This is a genomic window from Nonomuraea antimicrobica, from assembly GCF_039536965.1.
In the GTDB taxonomy this organism is placed as follows: domain Bacteria; phylum Actinomycetota; class Actinomycetes; order Streptosporangiales; family Streptosporangiaceae; genus Nonomuraea; species Nonomuraea antimicrobica.
The window spans coordinates 87,450-114,369 of the sequence record NZ_BAAAZP010000036.1; the positions used below are offsets into that span (position 1 = coordinate 87,450).

Genomic DNA, 26,920 nt, shown 5'->3' on the forward strand with positions numbered 1-26,920 from the left:
CCCCCCTTAGCGGACCGGGTGGCCCGCCATCCGGAGCGTCTCCTTGACCTCGGAGATCTTCAGCGTGCCGAAGTGGAACACGCTGGCCGCCAGCACGGCGTCCGCGCCCGCCGCCACCGCCGGAGGGAAGTCCTCCAGCCGGCCCGCGCCGCCGCTGGCGATCACCGGCACCCGCACGGCCGCCCGGACCGCGCGCAGCATCTCCAGGTCGTAACCGTCGAGCGTGCCGTCGCCGTCCATCGAGTTGAGCAGGATCTCGCCCACGCCGAGCGCCTCGCCGCGGGCGGCCCACTCCACCGCGTCGATCCCGGTGCCGCGCCGCCCGCCGTGGGTGGTCACCTCGAAGCCGCTCGGGGTGCCGGGTGCCCGGCGGGCGTCCAGCGACAGCACGACGCACTGCGCGCCGAACCGCCTGGACGCCTCGGTGAGCAGCTCAGGACGGGCGATGGCGGCCGTGTTGAGCGAGACCTTGTCGGCCCCGGCCCGCAGCAGCCGGTCGACGTCCTCGACCGAGCGGATCCCCCCGCCGACGGTGAGCGGGATGAACACCTGCTCGGCGGTCCTGCGCACCACGTCGAGCATCGTCTCCCGCTCCCCGGACGACGCCGTGATGTCCAGGAAGGTCAGCTCGTCGGCGCCCTCCTGGTCGTAGCGCCTGGCCAGCTCGACGGGGTCGCCCGCGTCGCGCAGGTTCTCGAAGTTGACGCCCTTGACCACACGCCCGGCGTCCACGTCGAGACAGGGGATCACTCTTACCGCCACGGTCATGTTCGCAGTGCCTCGATTTCGATCTCTACCAGCATTCTCGGGTCGACCAGCCCGGCCACCCTGACCCCCGTGCAGGCCGGGCGCACCTTCGCGAACACCTCGCGCAGTGCCTGCCCGACGGGGTCGAAGTGGCGCTGCTCCACCACGTAGTAGCGGACCATGACGACGTCCTCGCGCGCCAGGCCGCCCATCAGGACCGCTTCGAGCGCGATGTCGATCGCGGTCAGTGCCTGGTGGTAGGCGTCGCCGATGTGGCGTACCTCTCCGTCAACCGTGGCCGTGCAGCCGGACACGATCACGCGTTCACCCGCCACCACCGCACGGGCGTAACCGTACTTCTCCTCCCAGATGCCACCAGAGAACACCCGGTAACCGGTGCTTTCCATGCCGATGCTGCTGACGCTCATCTCGCCCCCTCCCGACAAGAGCTACGCGCGGACCGCGGCCAGTGCGTTTTCCAGTGTGAACGCGTGAGCGTACAACGCTCTGCCCACGATGGCGCCCTCCAGTCCGTCGGGGACCAGAGAGGCGAGTGCGACCAGATCGTCGAGGCTGGAGACGCCGCCGCTGGCCACCACGGGCCGCTCGGTACGGGCGCAGATGCGGCGGTAGAGGTCGAGGTTGGGGCCCTGGAGCATGCCGTCCTTGGTCACGTCGGTGACCACGTAGCGGGGGCAGCCGTCGGCCTCCAGCCGGTCGAGGACCTCCCACAGGTCTCCGGCGTCCTCGGTCCAGCCGCGGGCGGCCAGCGTGGTGCCGCGTACGTCGAGGCCGACCGCGACCCGGTCACCATGCTCGGCGATGATCTTCCGGCACCACTCGGGGTTCTCCAGCGCGGCCGTGCCGATGTTGACCCGGCGGCAGCCGGTGGCCAGCGCGGCGGCCAGCGACTCGTCGTCGCGGATGCCGCCGGACAGCTCGACGTCGACGTCGAGCCTGCCGATCACGTCGGCGATCAACTCCCGGTTGGTGCCCCGGCCGAAGGCGGCGTCGAGGTCGACGAGATGGATCCACTCGGCGCCCGCCTCCTGCCAGGCGAGCGCGGCTGCCAAGGGCTCGCCGTAGCCGGTCTCCGTCCCGGCCTCGCCCTGCACCAGGCGTACGGCCTGGCCGTCGATCACATCCACGGCGGGCAGCAATACGAGCGACATCAGATCCTCCGGTCGAAAGCGAGGGTCACGACAACGGGTGCGAGCAGCAGGGACAGGATCAGGACGCCGAAGCTGAGCGGGAACGACCCCCACACCAGCCAGACGACCACCTGCACGAGCAGGAATCCCACCCCCACCACGGCGTTTTGTGCCCGGTGGCGGCGGGCCAGCAGCCCGCCCTGGCGGTAGAAGCGCACGGGGCGCGGTGTCAGGCGGGCCAGCAGGGCGTGGCGGCGGGCCCTTCGGGCCTGCCGCTCCTCGTTGGCCCGCATCGCACGCGCCCGCTCCGCCTCCCGCTCGGCTCGGCGGCGCGCGCGTTCTTTGCTCACAGTGTCCTGAGCCAGTTCTTCAGCAGGGCGGCCCCGGCGTCGCCGGACTTCTCCGGGTGGAACTGGGTGGCCATGAGCGGGCCGTTCTCCACCGCGGCCACGAACGGCACGCCGTGCTCGGCCCACGTCACGACGGGCTCGGCGAAGCCGTCACCAGTGCGCAGCACCCACTCGCGCACCCCGTAGGAGTGCACGAAGTAGAAGCGCGTGGCGGCGTCGAGCCCGTCGAACAGCACGCTGCCCGCGGGCGCCTTGACCGTGTTCCAGCCCATGTGGGGGAGGATGGGCGCGTCGAGCCGCTCGACCGTGCCCGGCCACTCGCCGCAGCCCTCGGTCTCCACGCCGTGCTCCACGCCCCTGGCGAACAGGATCTGCATGCCGACGCAGATGCCCAGCACCGGACGGCCCCCGGCCAGGCGACGGCCGACGATCTGGTCGCCGTGCACGGCCTTGAGGCCCTTCATGCACGCCTCGAACGCGCCCACGCCCGGCACGACGAGCCCGTCGCACTCGAGCGCCGCCTCGAAGTCGGGCGTCACCGTCACCTCGGCCCCGGCCCTGGCCAGGGCGCGCTCGGCCGAGCGCAGGTTGCCCGAGCCGTAGTCGAGGACCACGACGTTCTTCTTGCTCACCACCACAGCACCCCCGCCGTGATCGCCATCGCCGCGCCCAGCACGCAGATGCCCGCACCGATCTTGAGACCCTGCCTGGCCAGCGAGAACACACCCCCGATCAGGAACAACCCGATGAAGACCATCGCCACCGCGAGCAGGTTGTCGGTCATAGCACGCCCTTGGTGCTGGGCACGCCGGTCGCGCGCGGGTCGAGCTCGGACGCCTCACGCAGCGCCCTGGCCAGCGCCTTGAACTGGGCCTCCACGATGTGGTGGGCGTTGCGGCCGTAGGGGACGTGCACGTGCAGGCAGATCGCCGCCTGCGCGACGAACGACTCCAGGATGTGCCGGGTCATCGTCGTGTCGTACTCGGGGCCGATCATCGGCGCCATGCCCTCGGGCTCGGAGTGCACGAGGTAAGGGCGGCCGGACAGGTCGACGGTGACCTGCGCGAGCGACTCGTCCAGCGGGCACGACGCGCTGCCGAACCGCCTGATGCCCGACTTGTCGCCCAGGGCCTCGCGGAAGGCGGCGCCCAGCGCGAGCGCGGTGTCCTCGATCGTGTGGTGGGAGTCGATGTGCAGGTCGCCCTCGGTCTTGACGGTCAGGTCGAACAGACCGTGCTTGCCGAGCTGGGCCAGCATGTGGTCGTAGAAGCCGACCCCCGTGGCCACCTCGACCCGGCCGGTGCCGTCGAGGCCGACCTCCACCAGGACCGAGGTCTCCTTCGTGACACGCTCGACGCGACCTACCCGGCTCACAACACTCCTTCCAGGGCGGCGCGGAAGGCCGCCATCTCCTCGCCCGTGCCGATCGACACACGCAACCACTCCGGTGGGCCCACCTCGCGGATGAGCACCCCGCGCGCCAGCAGCCCCTCCCACACCACCCGCCGGTCGGGGAAACGCCCGAACAGCACGAAGTTGGCGTCGGAGTCGGCCACGGCCAGCCCTCTGGCCCGCAGCCACGCCACCGTCTCGTCGCGCTCGCGCCGCAGCGCGTCGACCGTGCCGAGCAGCTCGCCGTGGTGCCGCAGCGCCACCAGCGCCGCCGTCTGCGTCAGCGTGGACAGGTGGTACGGCAGCCGCACCAGCAGCAGCGCCTCCACCACGGCCGGATGCGCGGCCAGATAGCCCAGCCGGGTGCCGGCCATGGCGAACGCCTTGGACATCGTCCGAGTGACGATCAGCCTGGGGTGCTCGGGCAGCAGGGTCAGCGCCGACGGCGTGCCCTCGCGGGCGAACTCGAAGTAGGCCTCGTCGACCACGACCATGCCGGGCGCGGCGGCCAGCACCGCCTCGATGGTCTCCATCGGCTGCGCGGTGCCGGTGGGATTGTTCGGGGAGGTGAGGAAGACGAGGTCGGGGCGGTGCTCCTCGATCGCGGCGGTGGCCTTGCCCGGGTCGAGCGAGAAGTCGTCCTCGCGGAACGCCTTGATCCACTCGGTGTTGGTGCCGCCGGTGATGATCGGGTGCATGGAGTAGGACGGCTCGAAGCCCATCGCGGTGCGGCCGTGGCCGCCGAACGCCTGCAGGATCTGCTGGAGCACCTCGTTGGAGCCGTTGGCGGCCCACACCTGCGCCGTGGTCAGGCCGTGGCCGAGGTAGGCCGCCAGCCCGGCGCGCAGCTCCACCGCGTCTCTGTCGGGATAGCGGTTGAGCTCGCCCGCCCGCTCCCCGATCTCCCTGGCCAGGTCGGCGACCAGCTCGGGCGAGGGCGGGTAGGGGTTTTCGTTGGTGTTGAGCCGGATCGGGACGTCGATCTGGGGGGCGCCGTAGGGCGACTTGCCCCGCAGGTCGTCGCGGATGGGCAGCGCGTCGAGCGTCAGCTCGCCGTCGGTGTCGCGGGGCACGTCACGGGGCAGGTCGCGGTTCACACGGACTCCGTGGGCACTCGCCAGTCGAACCGGGCGCGGATCGCGGCGCCGTGGGCGGGCAGGTCTTCTGCGTCGGCCAGGACCGACACGTGGGCCGCCGCCTCCGCCAGCGCCTCGCGGGTGTAGTCGACGACGTGGATGCCGCGCAGGAACGACTGCACCGACAGGCCGCTGGAGTGGCAGGCGCAGCCGCCCGTGGGCAGCACGTGGTTGGAGCCGGCGAGGTAGTCGCCGAGCGAGACCGGGGCGTAGGGGCCCACGAAGATCGCCCCGGCGTTGCGCACCCGCGCCGCGACCGCCGCCGCGTCGGCGGTGTGGATCTCGAGGTGCTCGGCCGCGTACGCGTCGACGACCGCGAGGCCGTCGTCGATCGAGCTCACCAGCACGATGCCCGACTGCCTGCCGGACAGCGCCTCGGTGATGCGCTCGGAGTGCCGGGTGGCGGACACCTGGCCGGGCAGCTCCTTCTCGACCGCGTCGGCCAGCTCGGGGCTCGTGGTGACCAGCACGGCGGCGGCGATCGTGTCGTGCTCGGCCTGGCTGATCAGGTCGGCGGCGACGTGCACCGGGTCGGCCGTCTCGTCGGCCAGGATGGCGATCTCGGTCGGACCGGCCTCGGAGTCGATGCCGATGCGGCCCTTGAGCAGCCGCTTGGCCGCCGCCACCCAGATGTTGCCCGGCCCGGTCACCATGGTGGCGGGCGGGCACTCCTCGGTGCCGTACGCGAACATGGCCACCGCCTGCGCCCCGCCCACCGAGTAGACCTCGTCCACGCCGAGCAGCGCGCACGCGGCCAGGATCGTGGGGTGCGGCAGACCGTCGTACGCCTTCTGGGCCGGACTCGTCACGGCCAGCGAGCCGACACCGGCCTCCTGGGCGGGCACGACGTTCATCACCACGCTGGAGGGGTAGACCGCGCGGCCGCCGGGGACGTAGAGGCCCACGCGCTCGACCGGCACCCACCGCTCGGTCACGGTGCCGCCGGGCACGACCTGGGTGGTGACGTCGGCCCGCCGCTGGTCGCGGTGGACCAGCCGGGCCCGCCTGATCGACTCTTCCAGCGCCGCCCTGACCTTCGGGTCGAGCTCGGCCAGGGACCTTTCGAGCGCTTCGGCGGGGACGCGGGCGGAGGCGATCTCGACGCCGTCGAACCTGGCGGTCAGCTCCCGTACGGCCGCCGCCCCGCGATGGCGCACGTCGTCGCAGATGGGCCGCACCTTCTCCAGGGCGGCCTCGACGTCGAGCTCGGCGCGTGGCAGCACGTCGCGCAGGCCCTCGGGCAGGGGGCCGCGCATGTCGATACGGGAAATCACCCCCACAGTCTACGGAGTCCGGGCCTGGAGTCATCGTGTATCCACCATCCGGACGCCTGACGGCCGCGGGGCGGCGTTCGCCACGCGCGCCTCCGCGGCCGTCATGACCCCGGACCGGGCCTGCCGGGGCCGGCGCCGTGGCCGTCACGGGGGTACGGCCACGGCCGGGGAAAGCCAGAGGCATGCCTTGTGCCCGGGACTCGCCCCGCCTAACGCGCTGTGCCAAGAAAAATCCTGCGTGATGAAAACGTAACGTTACGTTGTTTTACCTGGAGTCCGTGTCGTGCACGGACGCCACATCCGTCACTCCGGCATCGGCCGTCCCGGCCTGCGGCGGCCGCCCGCGAGCGGCCCGACGCGCCACCCGGGGGCTGCCCGCGAACCCGCCGTTCCCGGCTCCTACCCTTACGCCATGAGACAGTGGCGCGGGCCCGACGGCATCCTGGTCGAGGCGATCATCCTGGACGACCGCCCGCTGCTGCGCGTCTCCCACCGCGTCGACGACCGCACCTACCTGCGCGCCTACTGCTCGACGGTCTCCGAGCTGGCCGACCACGGCGTCGACCTGGCCGAGCTGGTGGAAGACACGCCACTTGACCATCTGTAGACCCCCGTCCGCCACTGTCGATCAAGCGGACGGGGTACGGCATGCACCATGGTTCGGCTGCCGTCCTACTCCCCGATGCTGGCCCAACTCGGGACGCTGACCTCCGTCCAGGGCGACGGCTGGGCCGTGGAGATGAAATGGGACGGCGTACGCGCCCTCGCCTACGTCGAGGACGGCGCCGTCCGCCTGATGTCACGCAACAACAAGGACATCACCGCCGCCTACCCCGAACTGCGGCTCATGGGCGGCGCCACCGGCGGGCACGCCGCCGTGATCGACGGCGAGATCGTGGCGTTCGACGAGGCGGGACGGCCCAGCTTCGAGGCCCTGCAACCCCGGATGCACCAGCGCCACCCGGCGGCCGTGGCCGAGCTGGCCAGGACGGCGCCCGTGACGTTCATGGCCTTCGACCTCCTGCACCTCGACGGCGCGAGCGTGATCGCCCGGCCCTACACCGAACGGCGCGAGCTGCTGGAGGGCACGCTCACGCCCGGCTACCGGTGGGAGGTGCCCGTCTGGTTCGCCGACCACGCCTCGCGGGCGTTCGACTCCTCCCGGCAGCTCGGGCTCGAAGGGGTCGTGTGCAAGCGGATGGGCTCGCCGTACCGGCCGGGGCGGCGTACCGGCGAATGGACGAAGGTCAAGAACGTCAGCACCGTCGAGGTCGTCATCGGCGGCTGGAAGCCCGGCGGCGGACGCCGTTCAGGGATGATCGGGTCGCTGCTGCTCGGCGCGTACGACCCCGGCGGGCGGCTGCGGTACGTCGGCCACGTCGGCACCGGGTTCACCGAGGCCGTGCTGCGTGACCTGGGCGAGCGGCTGGCGCCGCTGGAGCGCCCCGACCCGCCCTTCGACGAGGCGGTGCCGCGCGAGCACGCCAGGGACACGCACTGGGTCACACCGGTGGTGGTCGGGGAGGTGCAGTACGCCGAGGTCACCGGTGACGGGCGGCTGCGGCACCCCTCCTGGCGAGGGCTGCGGCCGGACCGGGAGCCCGCCGAGGCGCGCACCGAACAGCTCCCGCACCGCGACGGCGACGCCGCCGCAGGCTGATCACCGGCTGCCGCCGACCGGCAACCGGCGCTCACCATCCGTGCCCGTGGGCCGATAACCGACACGCACCCCCCTCGCTACTCTTCGTCATCTTATGGTGACTTACAGTGACTGGAAGGTTGTCGAGCCGTTCGGGGGGACACTGTGCAGAAAACACTCGCCACCATGCTGACCACGCTGGCCGGCGTCACGCTCGCACTGCCCGCGGCCGCCGACCGGCCGCCCGCGCCCGCCCAGGCACAGGCGGACCTGCACCCCGCGACGTCCCTGACATCCGGACGCGGGACGCCCTTGTGGGCCGGGCACGAGACCCATTTGCGAGCCGGGCGTGAGACCTCGTTTCGAGCCGGGGACGGGACCCCCTTTCGGGCCGGGCGCGGGACGCCGCTGAACGCCGGTCATGGGACGCCGCTGAAGGCCGATCCGCCGGCGGACGGCCGTGCCGCCGCCGTCGCGGCCGCGGGCGACCGGCGGTGGGGCGCCGAGGCGTCGCCGCTGATGCGTCCCGGGCGGGCGGTGCGTTATTGGACCCCCGGCAAGCAGGCCAGGGCCAGGGCCGCCGAGCTGCCCGTCTCGGGCACCACCACGGGCACCACCACGGGCGGCACCTCGGGCACCGCTCCCGGCACTCCCGCTGGCACCGCCGTCGGCTCCAGGACCGGCGCGACCACCGGCACCACCATCGGCACCAAGATCGGCACCAGGATCGGCGGCGTCGCGACCAGCGCGGTCCGGGACGCCACGCCGCGTTCGGCGACGAGCACCCCAAGGAAGTTCGCGACCTCCGGCGCCGAGCGGACGGCCGTCCTGCGCAGCGTGCCCTCTGCCAAGCGGCTCACCCCCGGCGCGGACGCCAACGGCTACGCCGGTGTCCGCCGCCCCTACACCGCGACGCCCTTCAGCCGCATCAGCGGCCGGCTGTTCTTCGTCAACGCCGGCGGGACCGGCGACTCGTGCAGCGCCTCCGTGGTCCGTTCGGCCGCCGGGCTGCTGATCGTGACCGCCGCCCACTGCGTCTACGGCGTCCCCGAGGGGACGGTGACCGGCCGCTGGCACACCAACTTCGCCTTCGTACCGGCCTACGACGGGCGGGCGGAGAACGTACGGCAGCGCGAACCGTACGGACGGTGGGGCGGGCGGCGCGCGTGGAAACCCGACGGCTACACCGGGATGAGCGGCGGCGACTGGAACTCCATCTACGACATCGCCCTCATCGAGGTCGGCCGCCGCAAGCGCACCCTTCAGGACGAGGTCGGCGCCTTCACCCCCATGCTCAACCAGGGCGGCAGGCACACGATCGCCACCACCGGCTACCCGGGCCTGCTCGGCAGGAAGCCGTACGACGGCCGCGACCAGCTCTGGTGCCTGGCCAGGACCAGGCAGGCGGAGGGGGTCAGCGAGCCGGAGACCATGCTCGCCGCCCGCCACGCCGCCCTGCCCGCGACGACGGGGCGGCTGGAGACGTACAACTGCCATCTGTACAAGGGGCACAGCGGCGGGGCGTGGATCATCAGGGGCACCGGCGACCTGGTCGGCGTGCTATCGGCGGGCACGGAGGACGGCGCGTCCGACGGCAACTCCGTCGCCAACGCGCTCAACCTCGAAGGCTACGGCGCCATCGTCAAGAAGGCCGACCCGCGCGGCGTCTACGACGCGCTGTCGGTCAAGCTGGCCAGGCCCCGCCAGACGTCAGGTCGCGGCCGGTCCGCCACCGTCACGGCCACGGTCACCATGCGCGGGCTGATGGCCGCCGCGCAGGTGCCCGTCACGCTCAAGGTGCCGCCGGGCGTCCGCCTGAACTCCGTCAGCGGCGCCACGTGCCGCATCGACGGCCGGGAGGCCGCCTGCACGATCGGCGCCGTCCGTCCCGGCAGGCCGGTACGCCTGACGGCCCGCACGTACGTCGAGCGGAACTCCGGCCGCAACCTGCCGATCACCGCCCGCGTCACCTCCACCCGCCTGGACCCGACCCAGCGCGACAACACCGACGAACTGCGCCTGTCCGCCCGCGGCTGACTGACGCCCGGACGCCGATCGCCGAGGCAGGGCAGGACGTACGTCAGGCCGCCGCCGCGGGCTCCTTGAGCGCGCGCGACAGCAGCCAGGCCAGCACCGGGAACACGATCAGGCAGGCCAGCGCCGTCCTGAGCGAGGCGGCCTCGGCCACCGCGCCCACCAGCGGGCTGGCCAGGCCGCCCACGCTCACCGCCAGCCCCACGGTGACGCCGCTGGCCGTGCCCACCCGGGTCGGCAGGAAGTCCTGGCCCAGGGTGACGTGGAGGGAGAAGGGGGCGTACAGGGCGATCGAGGAGGCGGCGATGAACGCGTACGCGGCCGGCCCCGGCACCAGCACCACCCCGGCGACCGCGGGCACCGCCAGCGCGTACGCCAGCCGCATCGTACGGACGCGCCCCCAGCGCGCGGCCAGCCGTCCGCCCAGCACCGTGCCCACCGCCCCACCCGCGAACAGCACGAACAACGCCACGGCCCCCGCCGCCCCGCCGCCCATGAACAGGGCCACGAAGGCGCTCAGGCCGACGTACACGACGGAACGGAAGACGATCACCATCGACAACCTGGTGAACGCCGGCCAGTCGTCACTCCCCGCGACCGGCGCCGCGGCCCGCGACCGCGACCCCTGTCCGCCCAGCGCCCTGATCGCGGGCAGCGTGAGCACCGCGCCCAGCACCGCGGGCAGCGCGAGCAGCGGCGAGGCCCCCAGGCCCCACACCGACAGCAGCGGCGTCACCAGCACCGGGGCCGAGGCGAAGCCCAGCGTCCCGCCCAGCGAGAACCAGCTCATCCGCACATGGCTGCCCTCGCTGGCGATCCTGGCCAGCCGGGCGGACTCGGGGTGGTAGGCGGCCACGCCCAGCCCGGACAGGGCCACGGCCAGCCAGGTCAGCACGTACGAGTCCGTCACTCCCCCGGCGGCCACCCCGGCCCCGGACAGGAGCATGCTCAACGGGATCAGCCACGGCATCCGCCACCTGTCGGTCAGCACGCCGAACACGGGCTGCACGATCGACGACAGCAGCGTGGCGGCCAGCACGATGCCGGAGGCGGCGACGTACCCGTAGCCGCGGTCCGCGACCAGGAACGGCACGAGGGCGGGGACCGCGCCCTGGTAGAAGTCCACGGTGGCGTGACCGGCGGCGAGCAGGGGGATCCTGTTCACCCCGTTCACGCTGCGACCCACACTTCGACTCACGCTTCGATGATTTCCCGGCCGCCGCTGGCTCGCTTCCGATAAAATGCCAATCCATGTCGACAATCCGCCACCTGGCCGAGGCGCCCACCGGCCGGCGCCCCCTGGCCTCCGGGGCGGGCATCGACGCGCACCGGCACGACAACCACCAGATCGTGTACGCCTGCCGCGGCGTCCTCTCCGTCACCACCGACGCGGGCACCTGGGTGGCGCCCGCCAACCGGGCGATCTGGGTGCCGTCGGGCACCGTCCACCGGCACCTGGCGCACGGCGACACGGACCTGCGGCTGGTCGGGCTGACGGAGAACCCCCTCGCCCTGGACCGGCCCGCGGTGCTCGCGGTCGGCCCCCTGCTCCGCGAGCTGATCATCGCCTACACCGCCGACCCGGCGGGCGACCGCACCGGCAATCATGCGGGCGAGCAGGCACAGGACGGCGACGGTCGCGGGCACGGGCACTGGCACGGGCACCGCGGCAGGGACGGCAGGGAGCGGGCGCGGCTGCTGGCCGTGCTGCTCGACCAGCTCAGGCGCGCTCCCGAGCAGCCCCTGCACCTGCCCACCGCCAGAGACTCCCGCCTGGCCGCCGTCTGCGACGCCCTGCACCGCGACCCGGCCGACAACAGCACCCTGGCCCGGCTGGCGGCCCGTACGGGCACCAGCGACCGCACCCTCGCCCGCCTGTGCCGGGCCGAGCTGGGCATGAGCTTCCCCCAGTGGCGCACCCAGCTTCGCCTGCACCACGCCCTGCTCCTGCTCGCCGACGGCGAACCCGTCACCACGGTCGCCCATCGGTGCGGATGGGCCTCGGCGAGCGCGTTCATCGACGTGTTCAGGAGGGCGTTCGGCTACACTCCGGGCCGGGCCTTTACACTGTAGATTCGCAACGATCGGACTCCGTGAGCGGCCTGCGCCCCGGTTCGGGCCGGGGTCAGCTCTGCGGGCGCTCGTCCAAGCCGTCGACCCAGCCCATGTCCTCATAGGTGACCTGCAGTGCCGGAGCCGATTGCCCCTGCGGGCGAAACTCGTAGGCGAGCAGCTCCGCGGTGCCGTCGTCCACGATCAGGCGGGACTCGCCCGCGCCGTCCCCGTTGTCCGAGCTGTTCAGCGTCAGGGCGATGCCCGTGCGTCCCAGCGGATCGGTGACCTCTCCCAGTGACTTGATCTCGGGCTGTTCGGCGAGCAGCCGGTAGAGGGCGGAGCGGGTGCCGGGACTGATCGGGCCGGCCAGCAGGTCCTGGGCCGTCGACCACAGGTAGCCGGGGAGTTCCGGCTTGCTCGGCCCCCAGTCGCTTGCGGACTCCTCGTCGAACAGGCGCCGCAGCAGGGTCTCCAGACCGTCCTTCTCGGCCGGCAGCTCCAGCAGTCGCTGGGCGGTGAACCGGTGGGTGCCGATCTGGAAGTAGAGCTGCATGTCGTAGTCGTTGGTCGACGGCTTGCCCTGGGTCAGGTCGGGCGAGCCCAGCTTCCTCCACTCCGTCTCGTCCTCGGGGGAGGCGAAAGCGACCTGCTGGTCCTGGCCGGTGATGGTCCGGTTGCGCGCGCCCTTGCCGAGGGCGTACCAGGTTTCCTGGGTGCTCGCCACGGTCGCCGAGAACGGGGTCTCGCGTTCCCGCTGTCCCGGGTGGTGCGCCGGCTGGACGGTGCGCTGGCGGGTGTACCAGTGGGAGCCCGACTCGGCCGGCTCACGGGCGGCGGTCTCGGCCGCGGCCAGCAGGAAGGACCGGGCGTCCAGAGCGGGTGAACGGGAGGGCTGCGCGGGCCGCGTGCCTTCTCCGGCGTGTGGGGCGCTCGTGCCGGGAACCGCGCTCGGCGGCGTGCCGGCCGGGCCGAGTCCGCCGGCGCCCAGGACCACGACGACGGCTGCCGAGGCAAGGGCCGTTCCGGCGATGGCGCTCACCGCGGCACGGGTCCGCTTGGCGCGGCGTCCCCGGCGCACCAGCTCCGACACGGGTGCGGGCGTGGCCGGTTCACGTTGGGCGAGGGTGCGCAGCGCTTGGGCGAGGTGTTCCCGGTCGTCGTTCATCGTGCCGCCTCCTGGCTTTCCCGCAGAGTCGTGCGCAGCCGCGCCATCGCTCTGGAGTGCTGGTTCTTGACTGTGCCGACCGTGCAGCCGAGGGCCGCCGCGACGGCCTTCTCCGTCAGGTCCTCGTAGTGGCGGAGCACGACGATGGCGCGCTGCCTGCGGGGCAGGGAGAGCAGCGCGCGCCGCAGGTCCTCGTGCGGTTCGTACGGCCCGGACCGGGGATCGGCGTGATCGGGCGGGCTGGCGGTGGGCAGTTCGCGTTGCCGTCGCCGCCACCAGCTCACGTTCCCGTTGACCAGCATTCGTCGCAGGTAGGCATGCGGGTCGGTGGCGCCTACGCGTCGCCACCGCACGTACAGCCGTACCAGGCAGTCCTGGAGCAGTTCCTCGCCCCGGTGCCGGTCGCCGGTGAGCAGGATGGCGACGGCCATGTGCCTGCTCCAGGCCGCCTCGACGAAGGCGGCGTACGCCGCGTCTTCCGTTGGGTCGCTCACATGGCCTCAACGCGGAGGGTGGGGGAAAAGGTTGGCAGCGGGGCAGGACTGTTTTCCGCGTCCGTACGGACGCCCGGGCGGCGGGGCGGGTGCCCTGCACCTGCGAATGCTCGCACATCAGTGCCGGGTGCCGTGACCCGCTAGGGTCGACAGGCATGTCCAGGAAAACCCGAACCGCAGCTCACGGCAACGCCTCGGCTCCGGCTGACGCGTCACGGCACAGCACCGGCGGCACCCCGGCCACCGTGGCGCTGGCCGGCGCGAAGGCCGCGTTCACGCTCCATCCGTACGCGCACGACTCCTCCGCCCTGGCCTACGGCGAGGAGGCGGCGGACGCGCTGGGCGTGCCGTACGAGCGGATCTTCAAGACGCTGGTCGCGGAGGTGGAGAGCGGGCTGGCGGTGGCGGTCGTGCCGGTGGCGGGCAGGCTCGACCTCAAGGCGCTGGCCGCCGCGCTCGGCAGCAAGCGGGCCGCGATGGCCGACGCCGCGAAGGTCGAGCGGGTGACGGGCTACGTCGTCGGCGGCATCAGCCCGCTGGGCCAGCGCAAGCAGCTTCCGACGGTGGTCGACTCCTCGGCCCTCGACTTCGAGACGATCTACTTCTCGGCCGGGAAGCGCGGTCTGCAGATCGAGACCGCGCCCGACAACCTCATCACGCTCACCAGGGCCGTCACCGCCCGGATCGGCAAGACCGCCTGACCCCCGCCACGTCCCCGTCGGCCGCGCCAAGGGCAGCCGTTGCGGCGCCGCTGCCCGCCCCTCCGGCCTTCCCAGGACGGCCGGGCGGCGCTCGGCCAGCCCGTCCCTCCGGGCTATCGGCGGGCCTAAGGGCGGCCGTAGCGGCGGCGTTCGGGCAGACCGTACTCCGCACGGCCGCGCCACGGCCGCTCGGCCGAGCGGTCAGGCCGGACGAACGGGTCAGGCCGGACGTACGGGTTGGGCCGGTCGAACCGGTCCGGCAGGGCGGGGCGCGGCGGCAGGGCCGGTTCGCGGGAGGGCGGCCAGTCCACCGACCGCTCGTCGCGCCCGCGCCGCGGCTGCTCCAGCGACGGCCCCACCTGCCCGAGAAGCCATTCGAAGAGCCGTCGGTGCCGCCCGAAGGGATGGTCACCCTGATTGCGGCGGGCCTCCTCGGCCAGCGCCTCCTCCAGCCCCGGCGTGTGCCCGCCCCCGAAGCGTGACATGTCCGGCGCGGAGAACCCGCGCGGCTCCGTACGCTCCAGGGCCGCCTGCATCGACTGCACCCAGATCGGCCCGGGCAGCGACGCGCCCTGCACCGACCCGTAGTACTGGCCCCCGATCTGCACCCCCTGCAGCGGGAACCGGTACGACCCCCGGATGTCCCCCACGCTCACCGCCGCCGCCAGGTCGGGCGTGTACCCGGCGAACCAGGCCGAGGTGTAGCCGTTGTTGGTGCCGGTCTTGCCGGCGGCCGGCCGCCCGATGCTCTGCCCCTGCATGGTGCCCTTGTCGAACACGCCGCTGAGCACGTGGTTGACCGCGTCCGCGACCGGCCGTTCGATGACCTGGTCGCACGAGGGTGGAACGTGCGTGCGCCGCCCGTCCCGTCCGGTGATCTCGACGATGGCCAGCGGCCGGCAGTAGAGCCCGCGCCCCGCGAGCGCCGCGAACGACGCCGCCACCGTCACCGGATCCATCTCGTTGATGCCGAGCGTGAACGTCGGCACCTCCCGCAGCGGCGCCCCGTCCGCCCGTACGGCGCCGAGCGCCTGGGCCGTACGGACGACGCTGCAGAGCCCGACCTTGCGCTCCAGCATCATGTAGAAGATGTTCACCGACTTCCAGGTGCCGGTCTCGATGCTGTGCGGGCCGCCGGACCCCTCGCCGCTGGCGTTGAGCACGCGCGCGTTGGGGTCGTTGACGGAGCGGCCGGCGCAGTTGCGGTAGCCCTGGGAGGGCGTCATCGAGCCCGGCGTCTGGAAGCCGTCGCCGAAGCGCCACCCCTGCTGCAACGCCGTGGCCAGGGTGAACACCTTGAACGTCGAACCGGCCTGGAAACCCTGCCCGCCACCGTGGGCGATGTCGGCGACCAGGTTGAAGGTGGTCTTGGGGCCGTTCTTGCGGTTGCCGGCGTTGCGGCCGAAGCGCTTGCTGGCCGCCATCGCCCTGATCCTGCCGGTACGCGGCTCCACCATGGCCTCGGCGGCCACCTCGGTGTCCTCGGGCGAGACGTGCTGGCGGATGGCCTGCTCGGCGGCCCGCTGGGCGATCGGGTCGAGGCTGGTCCTGATCACCAGGCCGCCCCTGGCCATCCTGGCCTGCCGTTCCCTGGCCGTGTTGCCGAAGACGGGGTTCGACAGCAGCTCGCGCTGGACGTACAGGCAGTAGAAGGGGTAGTCGCTCTGCTCGCAGCCGCCGGGCTCGGGCCGCAGCCGGATGTTGAGCGGCGTCGCCTTGGCGGCGCCGGCCTCCTGCGGGGTGATCCACTTGAGCCCGGCCATGCGGTCGAGGACGAGGTCGCGGCGCATCTTCAGCCGCGCCCTGTGCGTGTTCCCGAGCGAGGGATCGGTCGAGTACGGCATCCGCAGCGCCCCCGCCAGCGTGGCCGCCTGGGGCAGGCTCAGCCGGGCGGCCGAGGTGGAGAAGAAGCGCCTGGCCGCCGCCTCCACGCCGTGGGCCCCGGCCCCGAAGTAGGCGATGTTCAGGTAGCGCTCAAGGATCTCGTCCTTGCGGTACTTCTTCTCCAGCGCCAGCGCCAGCCGCAGCTCGGTGATCTTGCGCGCCAGGTTGGGCGCGCGGGCCTTGTCGCGTTCGGCATCGCTGCGGGCGCTCTCGACCAGGATGTTCTTGACGAGCTGCTGGGTCAGCGACGAGCCGCCCTGCCGGATGCCGCCCGCCTGGGTGTTGGTGAGCAGCGCCCGGAGCGTGCCCCTGACGTCGAGGCCGCCGTGCTCGTAGAAGCGGGCGTCCTCGATGGCCACGATGGCCTTGCGCATCACGGGCGCGACCGCGCCGAGCCGGACGGCCGTCCTGTTGGCCTCGTAGAACTGGGCGAACTGCCGGCCGTCCTTGTCGAGCAGCCTGGTCACCTGCGCGAGCGGCTCCTCGCGCGGGGCGGGCGGCAGGTCCACGAAGGTGTTCGCGACATCCTTCGCGGCGATGCCACCCCCGCCCACCACCGGCGCGGCCAGCGCTGCCGCCAGCACTCCGCCCAGCGCCCCCGCGAGCCCGAGAGCTCCGACGGATCTGAGTACGGTCACGTCAGATGATCTGCGACGTCCCGATCAGCGGCAAACGTCCGCTTCCAACGTCTTTACCGTTGCCGAGTGATGTTGAGACCCAGCGAGACGAACTGCTCGAACGGCCGGTGGTAGCCGCGCTCGATGTGGTGCACGCCGCGCAGCGTCGACGGCCCGTCGGCCACCGCCGCCGCCAGCACGGCCGAGAACCCGGCCCTGATGTCGGGCAGCGTCACGTCGGCGCCCTTGAGCCGCGACACGCCGCGCACGACGGCCGAGTGGCGGGCGTTGGTGTCGTGGTAGCGGCAGGCGGGGCCGCCCAGGCACTGGTCGAACACCTCGATCTCGCAGCCCATCTTCTGCAGCGCGGGCACGTAGACCAGGCGGTTCTCGAAGACCGTCTCGTGCAGCACCGACATGCCGTGGCTCTGGGTGAACAGCACCATGAGCGGCGTCTGCCAGTCGGTCATGAAGCCGGGGTGGGTGTCGGTCTGGACGGCCGCCGAGCGCAGGCCCTCGGGTGGCGCGGTGGCGCACAGGTACTCGTCGTTGATGTCGAACTGGGCGCCCATCCTGGCCAGCGTGGTGATCGCGGTGACCAGGCGGTCCTGGGGGCAGCCGTGCACGCGTACCTCGCCCTGGGTGACCAGGCCCGCCGCCAGGTACGAGAACGCCTCGATGCGGTCGCCGGTCAGCCAGGTGGAGGCGCCGCGCAGCCGTTCGACGCCCTCGATCACGATCCTGCGGTCGGGCGACAGCTCGATCCTGGCCCCCATCCGCTGCAGGAACAGCGCCAGCTCCACCACCTCGGGCTCCATGGCCGCGTTCTTCAGCACGGTCTTGCCCTCGGCCAGCACCGCCGACATCAGCACGGTCTCCGTGGCGCCCACGCTCGGGTACGGCAGCTCGATCCGGGTGCCGTTGAGCCGCTTGGCCTTGGCGAAGATGCCGGTGTCGCCCACCTCCACCTCCGCGCCCATCGCGCGCAGGGCCTCGACGTGGAAGTTCACCGGCCGCCGCCCGATCGGGTCGCCGCCGACCAGCGGCACGAACGCCTCGCCCGCCAGGTGCAGCAGCGGGCCGAGCATGAGGATCGGGATCCGGTTCAGGCCGGTGAACGCGGCGGGCACGCGCGGCTCGATCTCCGTGCCCTGCTCGATCCTGATCTCCGTGCCCGAGATCTCCACGTGGATGCCGAGGGCCCGCAGCATGGCGGCGGTGATCTCGACCTCGCCCACCTCGGGCGCGTTGTGGATGCTGCTCTCGCCGGAGCCGAGCATGGCCGCGACCATGTGCTTGGACACGCCGTTCTTCGAACCGCGCACTTCGACGTCACCCCGGAGCGGGCCGGAGGGTTCTATGAGCCAGACCTCTTCTGCAATCACGGAGCGAGCCTAGCCGGGGGATACCATCGAGCTGATTCGGACGTACATGTGAGGGGGAGTGGCGTGGCGAGGGAAGTACGCGCTTTTGCGGTAACTGTCCTCACACTCGCCGCTCTCGGGGTGGCCGCCGGCCTGGTCTGGTCCGGGCTGACGCCGCGCGCTCCCTACCAGGTCACCGAGCAGGGCACGACCGTGCTCGCCGACCCCGCCACGCAGGCGCTGATCGCGGCCGACGGCTGGTACGCGGTGATCACGGGCGCGCTCGGGCTGCTGTGCGGCGGGGTCGCCTGGTTCAGCGGGCGGCAGTGGATGCTGCCGGTGCTGCTGGGGCTGTGCGCGGGCGGCGTGCTGGCCGCGTTCCTGACGTTGTGGACGGGCACCACGTTCACGATCGGGGCGGTCACGGTCGAGGCCGCCGCCGCGCCCGGGGTCAAGGTCGTCCCAGGCGCGCTGCGGCTGACCGCCTCCGGCGTGCTGGTCTCGTGGCCGTTGCTGGCCGTGGGGTTCTTCGGGCTGCTGGAGGGCATGCACGGCTACCGGGAGTCGCCGCTGCGGCATCCGTACGGGATCGGGCCCGACCTGGGCGAGCGCCGCTAGAGCGGGGGCCTGCGCAGGCCGTGCCCCGTCGCCTGCTCGAAGGCGCGCGCCACCCGCAGCACCCTGGCGTCCTCGAACGGCCGCCCGACGATCTGCACGCCCACCGGCAGGCCGTCGGGGGTGAACCCGGCGGGCACCGACGCGGCCGGCGCGTGCAGGACGCTGATCCAGTACGCCGAGCGCATCCACGACAGGTAGTCGGGCAGCCTCTCCCCGTTGATCTCGCCGACGTACGGGTGCTCGACCGGGAACGGCGGCACCTGGCTGACCGGCGCGATGAGCACGTCGTAGGTGTCGAAGAAGGCGGCCATGCGCTGGTAGAGGCGGCTGCGGGCCACCTCGGCGCGGGCCAGGTCGGCGCCGGTGACCCGGCGGCCCTGCTCGACGTTCCAGGCCGTGTTGGGGCCCAGGCCGCTCTTGTCGCCGTGGGCGAGCAGGTAGTACCAGGCCCGGTAGGTCCTGAAGGCGTCCTCGGCGCCGCTCAGGTCGAGCTCGACCTGCTCGACCCGCGCGCCGAGCCGCTCGAACACGGCGGGCGCGGCAGCGGTGACCGCCGCCGTGGCCGCGTCGACCGGCAGCCCGCCCAGGTCGGGGCTCCACGCCACGCGCAGCCCCGCCACGCCCTGCTCGGGCTCGGGCGCGAAGACCTCCTTGATCGAGTACGGCGAGCGCCGGTCGAACCCGGCGATGGCCCCCAGCATCAGCGTGACGTCGTCGACCGTCCTGGCCATCGGTCCTGGCACGGCCAGCGTGTACCAGGCCGCGAGGTCGGACGGGTCGGGGACGCGGCCGGGCGTGGGCCGCAGCCCGACCACGTTGCAGAACGAGGCCGGGTTGCGCAGCGAGCCGCCCATGTCGGAGCCGTCGGCCAGCGGCACCAGGCCGGCGGCCAGCGCGGCGGCCGCTCCCCCGCTGCTGCCTCCGGCGGACCTGTCCAGGTCGTAGGGGTTCCTGGTGGCGCCGAACACCTCGTTGACGGTGTGGGAGCCGGTGCCGAACTCCGGGGTGTTGGTCTTGCCCACCGTGACGGCCCCCGCCGCGCGCAGCCGCCGGACGATCACGTCGTCCTGGTCGGGGACGTGCTCGGCGAACAGCGGCGACCCGTACGTGGTGCGGATCCCGGCCGTGTCGACCAGGTCCTTGTGCGCCACCGGCACGCCGTGCAGCGGCCCCAGGGGCAGCTCCCCGGACCGCGCCGCCCCGGACCGCGCCGCCCCGGACCGCGCCGCCCCGGACCGCGCCACCTCGGACAGGGTCGCGTCGGCCGCCCTGGCCGCGTCGAGGGCGCGCTCGGCGGCCAGGGTGACGATCGCGTTGAGGCGGGGGTTGACCTCTTCGATGCGGTCGAGGTGGGCCTGGAGCACCTCCACGGCGCTGACCTGCCGGGTCTTGATCAGGCGGGCCAGCTCGGTGGCGGTCAGGTAGTGCAGTTCGCTCACCCTGCGATCCTCCCCCACCGCCACCCGGGAGGCGACGGCGAGGGTTGCCAACGACGCGCAGCGAACCCGGACGACACACCCAGGCCACGAACACCCAGACGCCGAACCCAGACGCCGAACTCGGCGGATGCCGCGCCCAGGCGTCGAACTCGGACGGTGAGGTCAGGCGCCCAGGCAGGCCGGGCCGAGGAGCTGTTTGAGGTCGCCCATGAGCGCCGGCGACGGCGTGACCCGCAGACGGTCACCAACCCGCATCACCGTCGTCCTGGGGCCGTTGTGCACCTGGAGGTGCACCTCCGACGTGCCCGGGTGCGTCGTCAGGATCTCCTTCAGCCGGCCCACGACCGGCGGCGTGCAGCGGGTCAGCGGCAGGCTCACCAGCAGCGGCCCCCCGGCCTCCTGGGTCAGGTCGGGCGCGGTCACCTCCATGGCGATGACCTTCGCGACGTCCTCGCGCTTGTCGATGCGCCCCTTGACGAAGACGATCGCGTCTTCCGCCAGGATCGTCGAGCACAACTGGTACGCCGACGGGAAGATCATCACCTCGATCGAGCCCGCGAGGTCCTCGAGCTGGGTCAGCACCCAGGTGTCGCCCTTCTTGGTGACCTTGCGCTGCACCCCGCTCAGGATGCCGCCCACGGTCACCACCTGCCCGTCGGCCCGGCTCTCGTCCTGCACGGCCGCGATCGAGCAGTCGGCCCCGGCGGCCAGGATGTGCTCGACGCCGAACAGCGGGTGGTCGGACACGTAGAGGCCGAGCATCTCCCGCTCGAACTGCAGCAGCGTGTTCTTGTCCCACTCCCCGACCGGGATCTGCACGTCGAAGGTCTGGTCCTCGCCGCCGTCGATCGCCCCGAAGAGGGAGTCCTGGCCGATGGCCTCGTTCTTCTTGATGTCGATGATCGCGTCGACGGCCTGCTCGTGCACCATGACCAGGCCCTTGCGCACGTGGCCCAGCGAATCGAACGCCCCCGCCTTGACCAGCGACTCGATCACGCGCTTGTTGCAGACGATGGCCGGCACCTTGCGCAGGAAGTCCTTGAAGTCGGCGAAGCGGCCCTTCTCCTTGCGCGCGGAGATGATGCCGTCGACGACGTTGGCGCCGACGTTGCGGACGGCCGACAGGCCGAAGCGGATGTCGGTGCCGCGCGGGGTGAAGTCGAAGTCGGAGTCGTTGACGTCGGGCGGGAACACCTTGATGCCCATGCGCCGGCACTCGTTGAGATAGAGGGCCGACTTGTCCTTGTCGTCCTTGACCGACGACAGCAGCGCGGCCATGTAGGCGGCCGGGTGGTTGGCCTTGAGGAAGGCGGTCCAGTAAGCGATGAGGCCGTAGGCGGCGGTGTGGGCCTTGTTGAAGGCGTAGTCGGAGAACGGCAGCAGGATGTCCCACAGCGCCTTGATCGCGGCGTCGGGGAAGCCGTTGTCCTTCATGCCCTGCTCGAAGGAGGCGTACTGCTTGTCCAGCTCCGACTTCTTCTTCTTGCCCATCGCGCGGCGCAGCAGGTCGGCGGCGCCGAGCGAGTAGCCGGCCACGCGCTGGGCGATGGCCATGACCTGCTCCTGGTAGATGATCAGGCCGTAGGTCGTGTCGAGGATGTCCTTCAGCGGGTCGGCCAGCGCGGGGTGGATCGGCGTGATCTCCTGCTGGCCGTTCTTCCGCAGCGCGTAGTTGGTGTGGGAGTTGGCGCCCATCGGGCCCGGCCGGTAGAGGGCGAGGGCCGCGGAGATGTCCTCGAAGTTGTCGGGCCGCATCAGGCGCAGCAGCGAGCGCATGCCGCCGCCGTCGAGCTGGAACACGCCCAGCGTGTCGCCCTTGGCCAGCAGCTCGTAGCTCTTGCGGTCGTCGAGCGGCAGCGCGAGCAGGTCGACCTTCTCCCCCGTGGTCGACTCGATCATCTTGAGACAGTCGTCCATGATGGTGAGGTTGCGCAGGCCCAGGAAGTCCATCTTGAGCAGGCCGAGCGTCTCGCAGGTCGGGTAGTCGAACTGCGTGATGATCACGCCGTCGGAGTCGCGGCGCATGATCGGGATGTGGTCGGTCAGCACCTCGCGCGACATGATCACGCCCGCGGCGTGCACGCCGGTCTGCCGGATCAGGCCCTCGAGACCCTTGCCGAGGTCCATCGTCGCCTTGACGTCGACGTCTTCCTCGTAGAGCTTGCGCAGCTCGCCGGCCTCGGCGTGCCGCGGGTGGTCCTTGTCGAAGATGCCCGACAGCGGGATGTCCTTGCCCATGACGGCCGGCGGGAACGCCTTGGAGACGCGGTCGCCCAGCGCGTAGGGGTAGCCCAGGACGCGGCCGGCGTCCTTGATGGCGGCCTTCGCCTTGATGGTGCCGAACGTGGCGATCATGGCGACCTTGTCGGCGCCCCACTTCTCGGTCACGTAGCGGATCACGTCGCCGCGCCTGCGCTCGTCGAAGTCGATGTCGACGTCGGGCATGGACACGCGCTCGGGGTTGAGGAAGCGCTCGAAGATCAGGCCGTGCGGGATCGGGTCGAGGTCGGTGATGCCCATCGCGTACGCCACCAGCGACCCCGCCGCGGACCCACGCCCCGGGCCGACCGGGATGCCGTTTTCCTTGGCCCACATGATGAAGTCGGCCACCACGAGGAAGTAGCTCTGGAAGCCCATCTGCTCGATGATGCCGATCTCGTACTCGGCCTGCTTCTTGTGCTGCTCGTCGTAGCCCTCGGGCCAGCGCCTGGCCATGCCCTCCCAGACGGACTGGCGGAAGAACTCGCTCTCCGTCATGCCCTCGGGGATCGGGTAGGTCGGCATGAGGTTCTTGAACTCGAAGAACCCGGCGGGATCGACCCGCTCGGCCACCAGCAGCGTGTTGCGGCAGCCCTCGGCCCACAGGTCGGAGGAGTCGACCGCGCGCATCTCGTCGGCGGTCTTGATGTAGTAGCCGCTGCCGTCGAAGCGGAACCGGTCGGGGTCGGACAACTGCTTGCCGGTCTGGATGCACAGGAGGGCGTCGTGGGAGGGGGCGTCGGACTCGTAGGTGTAGTGCGAGTCGTTGGTGACCAGCGGCGGGATGTCCAGCTCATGGCTGATGCGGGTCAGCCCGTCGCGGACGCGGCGCTCGATGTCCAGGCCGTGGTCCATGATCTCCAGGAAGAAGTTGTCCTTGCCGAAGATCTCCTGGAACTTCGCGGCGGCTTTGAGCGCCTCGTCGTACTGGCCCAGCCGCAGGCGCGTCTGCACCTCGCCCGAGGGGCAACCGGTGGTGGCCATGAGGCCGTCGGCGTGCTCGGCGAGCGTGTCGGCGTCCATGCGCGCCCACTTGCGCACGAACCCCTCGGTGTAGGCGCGCGAGGACAGCCGCATCAGGTTGTGCAGGCCCGTCTTGTTGCGCGCCCAGATCGTCATGTGGGTGTAGTAGCCACCCGCCGAGACGTCGTCCCGCTTCTGGTGCGGCTCGCCCCACAGCACCGGCTTCTTGTTGTGCCGCGACTCGGGCGCGACATATGCCTCGATGCCGATGATCGGCTTGATCCCGGCGGTCGTGGCCTGCTTGTAGAAGTCGTAGGCGCCGTGCATGTTGCCGTGGTCGGTGATCGCGATCGCGGGCATGCCCAGGTCGCCGACCTGCTTGAACATCTGCTTGAGGCGGGCCGCCCCGTCCAGCATCGAGTATTCGGTATGGACGTGCAGATGGACGAACGAGTCGCTGGACGACATGGAGCGGCGCCTCCCGGTCTCGATGGCGGTGTGTGCTGGCGGTGGTGTGATCCGACTCTAGTGGGCCCGGCCGACATCCCGGAGCCGCCTCGCGCCCCCGTTCAGACCGGCGTGCCGGGGCCGCCGCGGCCAGCAGCGCCGATATCCTCGAACTCACCCAAGGTAGTCAAGGAGTCACTCGGTGCGCACGCAGTCGGACGAGGGATACAGCCACGCGCTGGGCAACCGCCAGGTTCAGATGATCGCCATCGGCGGGGCGATCGGCGTGGGGCTGTTCCTGGGCGCCGGGGGGCGGCTGGCCGCCGCCGGGCCCGCCCTCGTGCTCTCGTACGCCGCCGCCGGGCTGGCGGCGTTCTTCGTCATGCGGGCGCTGGGCGAGCTGGTGCTCTACCGCCCCGCCTCCGGCTCGTTCGTCGAGTACGCCGGGGAGTTCATCGGCCCGTGGGCGGCCTTCGCCAGCGGCTGGATGTACTGGGTCAACTGGGCCTTCACCGGCATCGCCGAGCTGACCGCGATCGCCGCGTACATCCACTACTGGGCCCCCGCCTTCCCCGAGTGGCTCACCGCCCTGATCTCCCTGTGCTTCGTCCTGGTCGTCAACCTGCTGTCGGTGCGGCTGTTCGGCGAGCTGGAGTTCTGGTTCGCCATGCTCAAGGTCCTGGCCATCACGGTCTTCCTGGTGGTGGGCCTGGTGCTGGTGGTGTTCGCGGTGGGCGAGGCGGGGCCGGGCAACCTGGTCTCGCACGGCGGGTTCTTCCCGACCGGGTTCCCCATGGTGCTGATGAGCCTGCAGTCGGTGGTCTTCGCGTACGCCTCGATCGAGCTGGTCGGCATCACGGCGGGCGAGACGGCCAGGCCGCACGAGGTCATGCCGCGGGCGATCAACGGCGTCGTGTGGCGCATCGCGATCTTCTACGTCGGCTCGGTGGCGCTGCTGTCCATGGTGCTGCCGTGGACCGCCTACCGGGCGGACACCTCCCCCTTCGTGACGGTCTTCTCCGGGCTGGGCGTGCCGTGGGCGGCCGACGCGATGAACCTCGTCGTCATCACCGCCGCCCTGTCGTCCTGCAACTCCGGCCTGTACGCCACGGGCCGCATCCTGCGCTCGATGGCCATGAAGCAGGAGGCCCCCCGCTTCGCCGGCGTGCTCAGCTCCCGGCACGTGCCGACCGGCGGCATCCTGTTCACCGCGATCATGTTCCTGGGCGGGGTGGCGCTGTTCTACTTCCTGCCCGAGCGGGCCTTCAACATCGCCACCGCCGTGGCCTCGCTCGGGGTGGTCACCACGTGGGGCGTGCTGGTGTGGTGCCAGACCCGCCTGCGCCGCGCCGGTCACCGCTCGACCTTCCCGATGCCGGGCTCGCCCTACACCAACTGGCTGACGCTGGCGTTCCTGGCGCTGGTGGTGCTGCTGATGCCGTTCGCCGACCAGGACCAGCGGGTGGCCTTCTACCTCATCCCCGTCCTGGCGGCGGGCATCGCCGTGGGCTGGCTGATCGTACGCCGCCGCGGCGCCGCCCGCACCGCGCGCCTGCCGCCCGAGCTGCACCCCGACCCGCCGCGCGCCGTCTGAGCCCTGTCTCCGCCTGAGCCCGGCCGCCTAGCGGAAGGAAAGTCGGGCGCCCGCGCCGATCATCGGCTGGGTAGTCTCGATGGCGCAGCCAGAAGGAGTCGCCGCTCGGGAGGTCGCGCTGGACGGGGCGAGACGGAAGATCGTCCAGGTCGCGGCGGCGGCCGCGACGGGTGTCGCACTGGCGCTGGCGTGCCTGGCGCTCGACGTCTTCCCGAAACTGGCGTGCGCCGTGCTGGACGCGGGCTGTCCCACCGAGCGGGCGCCCGCCGGGGCGCTGCCGCAGGTCACCCGGCTGACGGCCGTGCAGGTGGCGCAGAGCGGGGCCTACGTGGCGCTCGGCGACTCCTACTCCTCCGGCGAAGGGGTCTACGACCTCGACAAGGAGCCGGTCAACGACGGGGCCGACCGCTGCCATCGGGCCACGGGCTCGTACGTGCCGCTGGTGGCCGAGACGTACCGGTTCGGCGGCGGCACCGCGTTCTACGCCTGCAGCGGCGCCACCACCCGCCAGATCCTGACTGGCCAGCACGGCCAGCCTCCCCAGATCACCCGGGTGAGCGGTGACGCGAGCCTGGTGACGCTGAGCATCGGGGGCAACGACGCCGGGTTCTCGAAAGTGCTGACCGGCTGCATCGTCAAGCTCCCGTGGTCGTCGGCCTGCGTCGACCAGGACGCCGCCGTCAACCGGCGCATCGACGAGCTGCGGACGAGCCTGCTCAAGGTGCTCAGGGAGCTGCGCGTGCGAGCGCCGCAGGCACGGGTCGTCGTGCTCGGCTACCCCAGGCCCTTCCCCGCCGACCCGGTGGCGAGCGTCGACAACCTGAGCGTGGCGGACCAGCGCTGGCTGAACGGCGTGACGCGGCGCCTCAACGACACGGTGGGGTCGGTGGTGGCCGAGTTCGACCGGGCGATCGCCGCCTTCGGGGCGCCCGGCAGCGCCGAGTACGTGGACGCCTACGAGGCGTTCACCGGCCACGAGGTGGGGCAGCCGCAACCGTTCCTGAACGGGCTGGCCATGGACATGGAGGAGCTGAAGGTCAACGCCCGCAGCTACCACCCGACGGGCGACGGCTACCGCCGCTTCGCCGAGCTGATCACCGGGCAGATCGCCCGGGGGCCTGGCCGCCCGATGAACAACTTCCACCTGACCACCACCCCCAGCTCCCCACGCCCCTGACGGCCACCGCCCCCGCACAGCCGCCCCCGCCTCCGACGCCACCGCTCTCGGGTGCGGCGCTCATCGGCCCGCGCGTTCCTCGGCCAGGTGCAGGCCGGCCTCGATGACGGCGTTCATGATCGCGGCGAGCCGCGTCTCGCCCAGCGACGGCGCCCGTACGGCCATCCGCGCGACGAGCGCGCGCTCCCTGGCCAGGTCGCGCCCGGCGAACCCGCCGACCGGCTTGATCCGCTGCACGATCCCCGCCAGCCCGGCCCGCCGCTCCAGCAGCGTGGCCAGCGCCGCGTCGACCCGGTCGATCGCCTCGCGGCACTCCGGCAGCGTGGCGGGCGTCTCCTCGCGCAGCAGCCCGCCCACGACCGTCACGGCCTCCTCGGCGACCAGCCGGTCCGCCGCGCCGGTGATCAGCCCGTCGGCCCC

General features: G+C 72.0%; 25 protein-coding genes. 8 read left to right on the forward strand and 17 right to left on the reverse strand.

Annotated features, from left to right (window positions below):
* Nucleotides 1-6: 6 nt before the first annotated feature.
* Genes hisF through hisD form a run of 9 tightly spaced genes read right to left on the reverse strand, consistent with a single transcriptional unit; the run spans nucleotide 7 to nucleotide 6,050 of the window.
* Nucleotides 7-768, reverse strand: coding sequence for an imidazole glycerol phosphate synthase subunit HisF (hisF, locus tag ABD844_RS11185; RefSeq protein WP_344875726.1), 762 nt, complete (start codon nucleotides 766-768; stop codon nucleotides 7-9).
* A complete protein-coding gene (locus ABD844_RS11190; protein WP_344875728.1) occupies nucleotides 765-1,175 on the reverse strand; it encodes a Rid family hydrolase in 411 nt (136 codons plus the stop codon). Before ABD844_RS11190 ends, hisF begins: the two co-directional genes overlap by 4 nt.
* Nucleotides 1,176-1,196: 21 nt before the next feature.
* A complete protein-coding gene (priA, locus tag ABD844_RS11195) occupies nucleotides 1,197-1,919 on the reverse strand; it encodes a bifunctional 1-(5-phosphoribosyl)-5-((5-phosphoribosylamino)methylideneamino)imidazole-4-carboxamide isomerase/phosphoribosylanthranilate isomerase PriA (protein ID WP_344875731.1) in 723 nt (240 codons plus the stop codon).
* Nucleotides 1,919-2,248: a hypothetical protein gene (locus tag ABD844_RS11200; protein WP_344875733.1), complete on the reverse strand. Its 330-nt coding sequence runs from the start codon at nucleotides 2,246-2,248 to the stop codon at nucleotides 1,919-1,921. The genes priA and ABD844_RS11200 overlap by 1 nt, the downstream gene beginning before the upstream one ends.
* Nucleotides 2,245-2,883: an imidazole glycerol phosphate synthase subunit HisH gene (hisH, locus tag ABD844_RS11205; RefSeq protein WP_344875735.1), complete on the reverse strand. Its 639-nt coding sequence runs from the start codon at nucleotides 2,881-2,883 to the stop codon at nucleotides 2,245-2,247. Before hisH ends, ABD844_RS11200 begins: the two co-directional genes overlap by 4 nt.
* On the reverse strand, nucleotides 2,877-3,032 hold the full coding sequence (locus tag ABD844_RS11210; protein WP_344875737.1) for a hypothetical protein: 156 nt from the start codon (nucleotides 3,030-3,032) through the stop codon (nucleotides 2,877-2,879). Before ABD844_RS11210 ends, hisH begins: the two co-directional genes overlap by 7 nt.
* Nucleotides 3,029-3,622, reverse strand: a complete 594-nt coding sequence (gene hisB, locus ABD844_RS11215) for an imidazoleglycerol-phosphate dehydratase HisB (protein ID WP_344875739.1) — start codon at nucleotides 3,620-3,622, stop codon at nucleotides 3,029-3,031. The genes ABD844_RS11210 and hisB overlap by 4 nt, the downstream gene beginning before the upstream one ends.
* Entirely contained in the window at nucleotides 3,619-4,737 is a 1,119-nt protein-coding gene (locus ABD844_RS11220) for a histidinol-phosphate transaminase (protein ID WP_344875741.1), read from the reverse strand. Before ABD844_RS11220 ends, hisB begins: the two co-directional genes overlap by 4 nt.
* A complete protein-coding gene (hisD, locus tag ABD844_RS11225; protein WP_344875743.1) occupies nucleotides 4,734-6,050 on the reverse strand; it encodes a histidinol dehydrogenase in 1,317 nt (438 codons plus the stop codon). Before hisD ends, ABD844_RS11220 begins: the two co-directional genes overlap by 4 nt.
* Nucleotides 6,051-6,462: 412 nt before the next feature.
* Between hisD and ABD844_RS11230 the strand changes: the two genes are divergently transcribed.
* The 3 genes from ABD844_RS11230 to ABD844_RS11240 all read left to right on the forward strand — a co-directional run bounded on the left by ABD844_RS11230 (nucleotide 6,463) and on the right by ABD844_RS11240 (nucleotide 9,726).
* Entirely contained in the window at nucleotides 6,463-6,657 is a 195-nt protein-coding gene (locus ABD844_RS11230; RefSeq protein ID WP_344875745.1) for a hypothetical protein, read from the forward strand.
* 48 nt (nucleotides 6,658-6,705) lie between these two features.
* Nucleotides 6,706-7,710 carry a non-homologous end-joining DNA ligase gene (ligD, locus tag ABD844_RS11235; protein WP_344875747.1) on the forward strand — a complete coding sequence of 335 codons (1,005 nt, stop codon included), beginning with the start codon at nucleotides 6,706-6,708 and terminating at the stop codon, nucleotides 7,708-7,710.
* A 144-nt stretch (nucleotides 7,711-7,854) separates the two neighbouring features.
* On the forward strand, nucleotides 7,855-9,726 hold the full coding sequence (locus ABD844_RS11240; protein ID WP_344875749.1) for a trypsin-like peptidase domain-containing protein: 1,872 nt from the start codon (nucleotides 7,855-7,857) through the stop codon (nucleotides 9,724-9,726).
* A gap of 43 nt (nucleotides 9,727-9,769) precedes the next feature.
* Here ABD844_RS11240 and ABD844_RS11245 read toward each other — a convergent pair whose 3' ends face one another.
* Nucleotides 9,770-10,888, reverse strand: a complete 1,119-nt coding sequence (locus tag ABD844_RS11245; protein ID WP_344875751.1) for an MFS transporter — start codon at nucleotides 10,886-10,888, stop codon at nucleotides 9,770-9,772.
* An 86-nt stretch (nucleotides 10,889-10,974) separates the two neighbouring features.
* Between ABD844_RS11245 and ABD844_RS11250 the strand changes: the two genes are divergently transcribed.
* Nucleotides 10,975-11,796, forward strand: a complete 822-nt coding sequence (locus ABD844_RS11250; RefSeq protein ID WP_344875754.1) for an AraC family transcriptional regulator — start codon at nucleotides 10,975-10,977, stop codon at nucleotides 11,794-11,796.
* Between the two features lie 52 nt (nucleotides 11,797-11,848).
* Here ABD844_RS11250 and ABD844_RS11255 read toward each other — a convergent pair whose 3' ends face one another.
* Nucleotides 11,849-12,943 (reverse strand): CU044_5270 family protein, encoded by a 1,095-nt coding sequence (locus tag ABD844_RS11255; protein WP_344875757.1) that lies wholly within the window; start codon nucleotides 12,941-12,943, stop codon nucleotides 11,849-11,851.
* Nucleotides 12,940-13,437, reverse strand: coding sequence for a SigE family RNA polymerase sigma factor (locus ABD844_RS11260; protein WP_344875759.1), 498 nt, complete (start codon nucleotides 13,435-13,437; stop codon nucleotides 12,940-12,942). The genes ABD844_RS11255 and ABD844_RS11260 overlap by 4 nt, the downstream gene beginning before the upstream one ends.
* A 155-nt stretch (nucleotides 13,438-13,592) precedes the next feature.
* On the opposite strand from ABD844_RS11260, the gene ybaK reads away from it, so the two are divergent.
* The gene (gene ybaK / locus ABD844_RS11265; RefSeq protein ID WP_344875761.1) at nucleotides 13,593-14,138 is read left to right on the forward strand and encodes a Cys-tRNA(Pro) deacylase; all 546 of its coding nucleotides are present in this window, start codon (nucleotides 13,593-13,595) and stop codon (nucleotides 14,136-14,138) included.
* Between the two features lie 125 nt (nucleotides 14,139-14,263).
* On the opposite strand, the gene ABD844_RS11270 is transcribed toward ybaK, so the two are convergent.
* Both ABD844_RS11270 and murA read right to left on the reverse strand, forming a co-directional pair.
* Nucleotides 14,264-16,660, reverse strand: coding sequence for a transglycosylase domain-containing protein (locus ABD844_RS11270; RefSeq protein WP_344875763.1), 2,397 nt, complete (start codon nucleotides 16,658-16,660; stop codon nucleotides 14,264-14,266).
* A gap of 53 nt (nucleotides 16,661-16,713) precedes the next feature.
* Nucleotides 16,714-18,024: a UDP-N-acetylglucosamine 1-carboxyvinyltransferase gene (gene murA / locus ABD844_RS11275; protein ID WP_344875765.1), complete on the reverse strand. Its 1,311-nt coding sequence runs from the start codon at nucleotides 18,022-18,024 to the stop codon at nucleotides 16,714-16,716.
* 63 nt (nucleotides 18,025-18,087) lie between these two features.
* On the opposite strand from murA, the gene ABD844_RS11280 reads away from it, so the two are divergent.
* Entirely contained in the window at nucleotides 18,088-18,621 is a 534-nt protein-coding gene (locus tag ABD844_RS11280; protein ID WP_344875767.1) for a hypothetical protein, read from the forward strand.
* On the opposite strand, the gene ABD844_RS11285 is transcribed toward ABD844_RS11280, so the two are convergent.
* Nucleotides 18,618-20,060 (reverse strand): amidase, encoded by a 1,443-nt coding sequence (locus ABD844_RS11285; protein ID WP_344875769.1) that lies wholly within the window; start codon nucleotides 20,058-20,060, stop codon nucleotides 18,618-18,620. The genes ABD844_RS11280 and ABD844_RS11285 overlap by 4 nt on opposite strands.
* A 162-nt stretch (nucleotides 20,061-20,222) precedes the next feature.
* Nucleotides 20,223-23,750 carry a DNA polymerase III subunit alpha gene (gene dnaE / locus ABD844_RS11290; protein ID WP_344875771.1) on the reverse strand — a complete coding sequence of 1,176 codons (3,528 nt, stop codon included), beginning with the start codon at nucleotides 23,748-23,750 and terminating at the stop codon, nucleotides 20,223-20,225.
* Between the two features lie 181 nt (nucleotides 23,751-23,931).
* On the opposite strand from dnaE, the gene ABD844_RS11295 reads away from it, so the two are divergent.
* On the forward strand, nucleotides 23,932-25,323 hold the full coding sequence (locus ABD844_RS11295) for an amino acid permease (protein WP_344875773.1): 1,392 nt from the start codon (nucleotides 23,932-23,934) through the stop codon (nucleotides 25,321-25,323).
* A 79-nt stretch (nucleotides 25,324-25,402) separates the two neighbouring features.
* Nucleotides 25,403-26,500 (forward strand): SGNH/GDSL hydrolase family protein, encoded by a 1,098-nt coding sequence (locus ABD844_RS11300; protein ID WP_344875775.1) that lies wholly within the window; start codon nucleotides 25,403-25,405, stop codon nucleotides 26,498-26,500.
* A 60-nt stretch (nucleotides 26,501-26,560) separates the two neighbouring features.
* Here ABD844_RS11300 and ABD844_RS11305 read toward each other — a convergent pair.
* The coding region (locus ABD844_RS11305) for a chorismate mutase (RefSeq protein ID WP_425568540.1) at nucleotides 26,561-26,920 on the reverse strand (360 nt) is incomplete at its 5' end.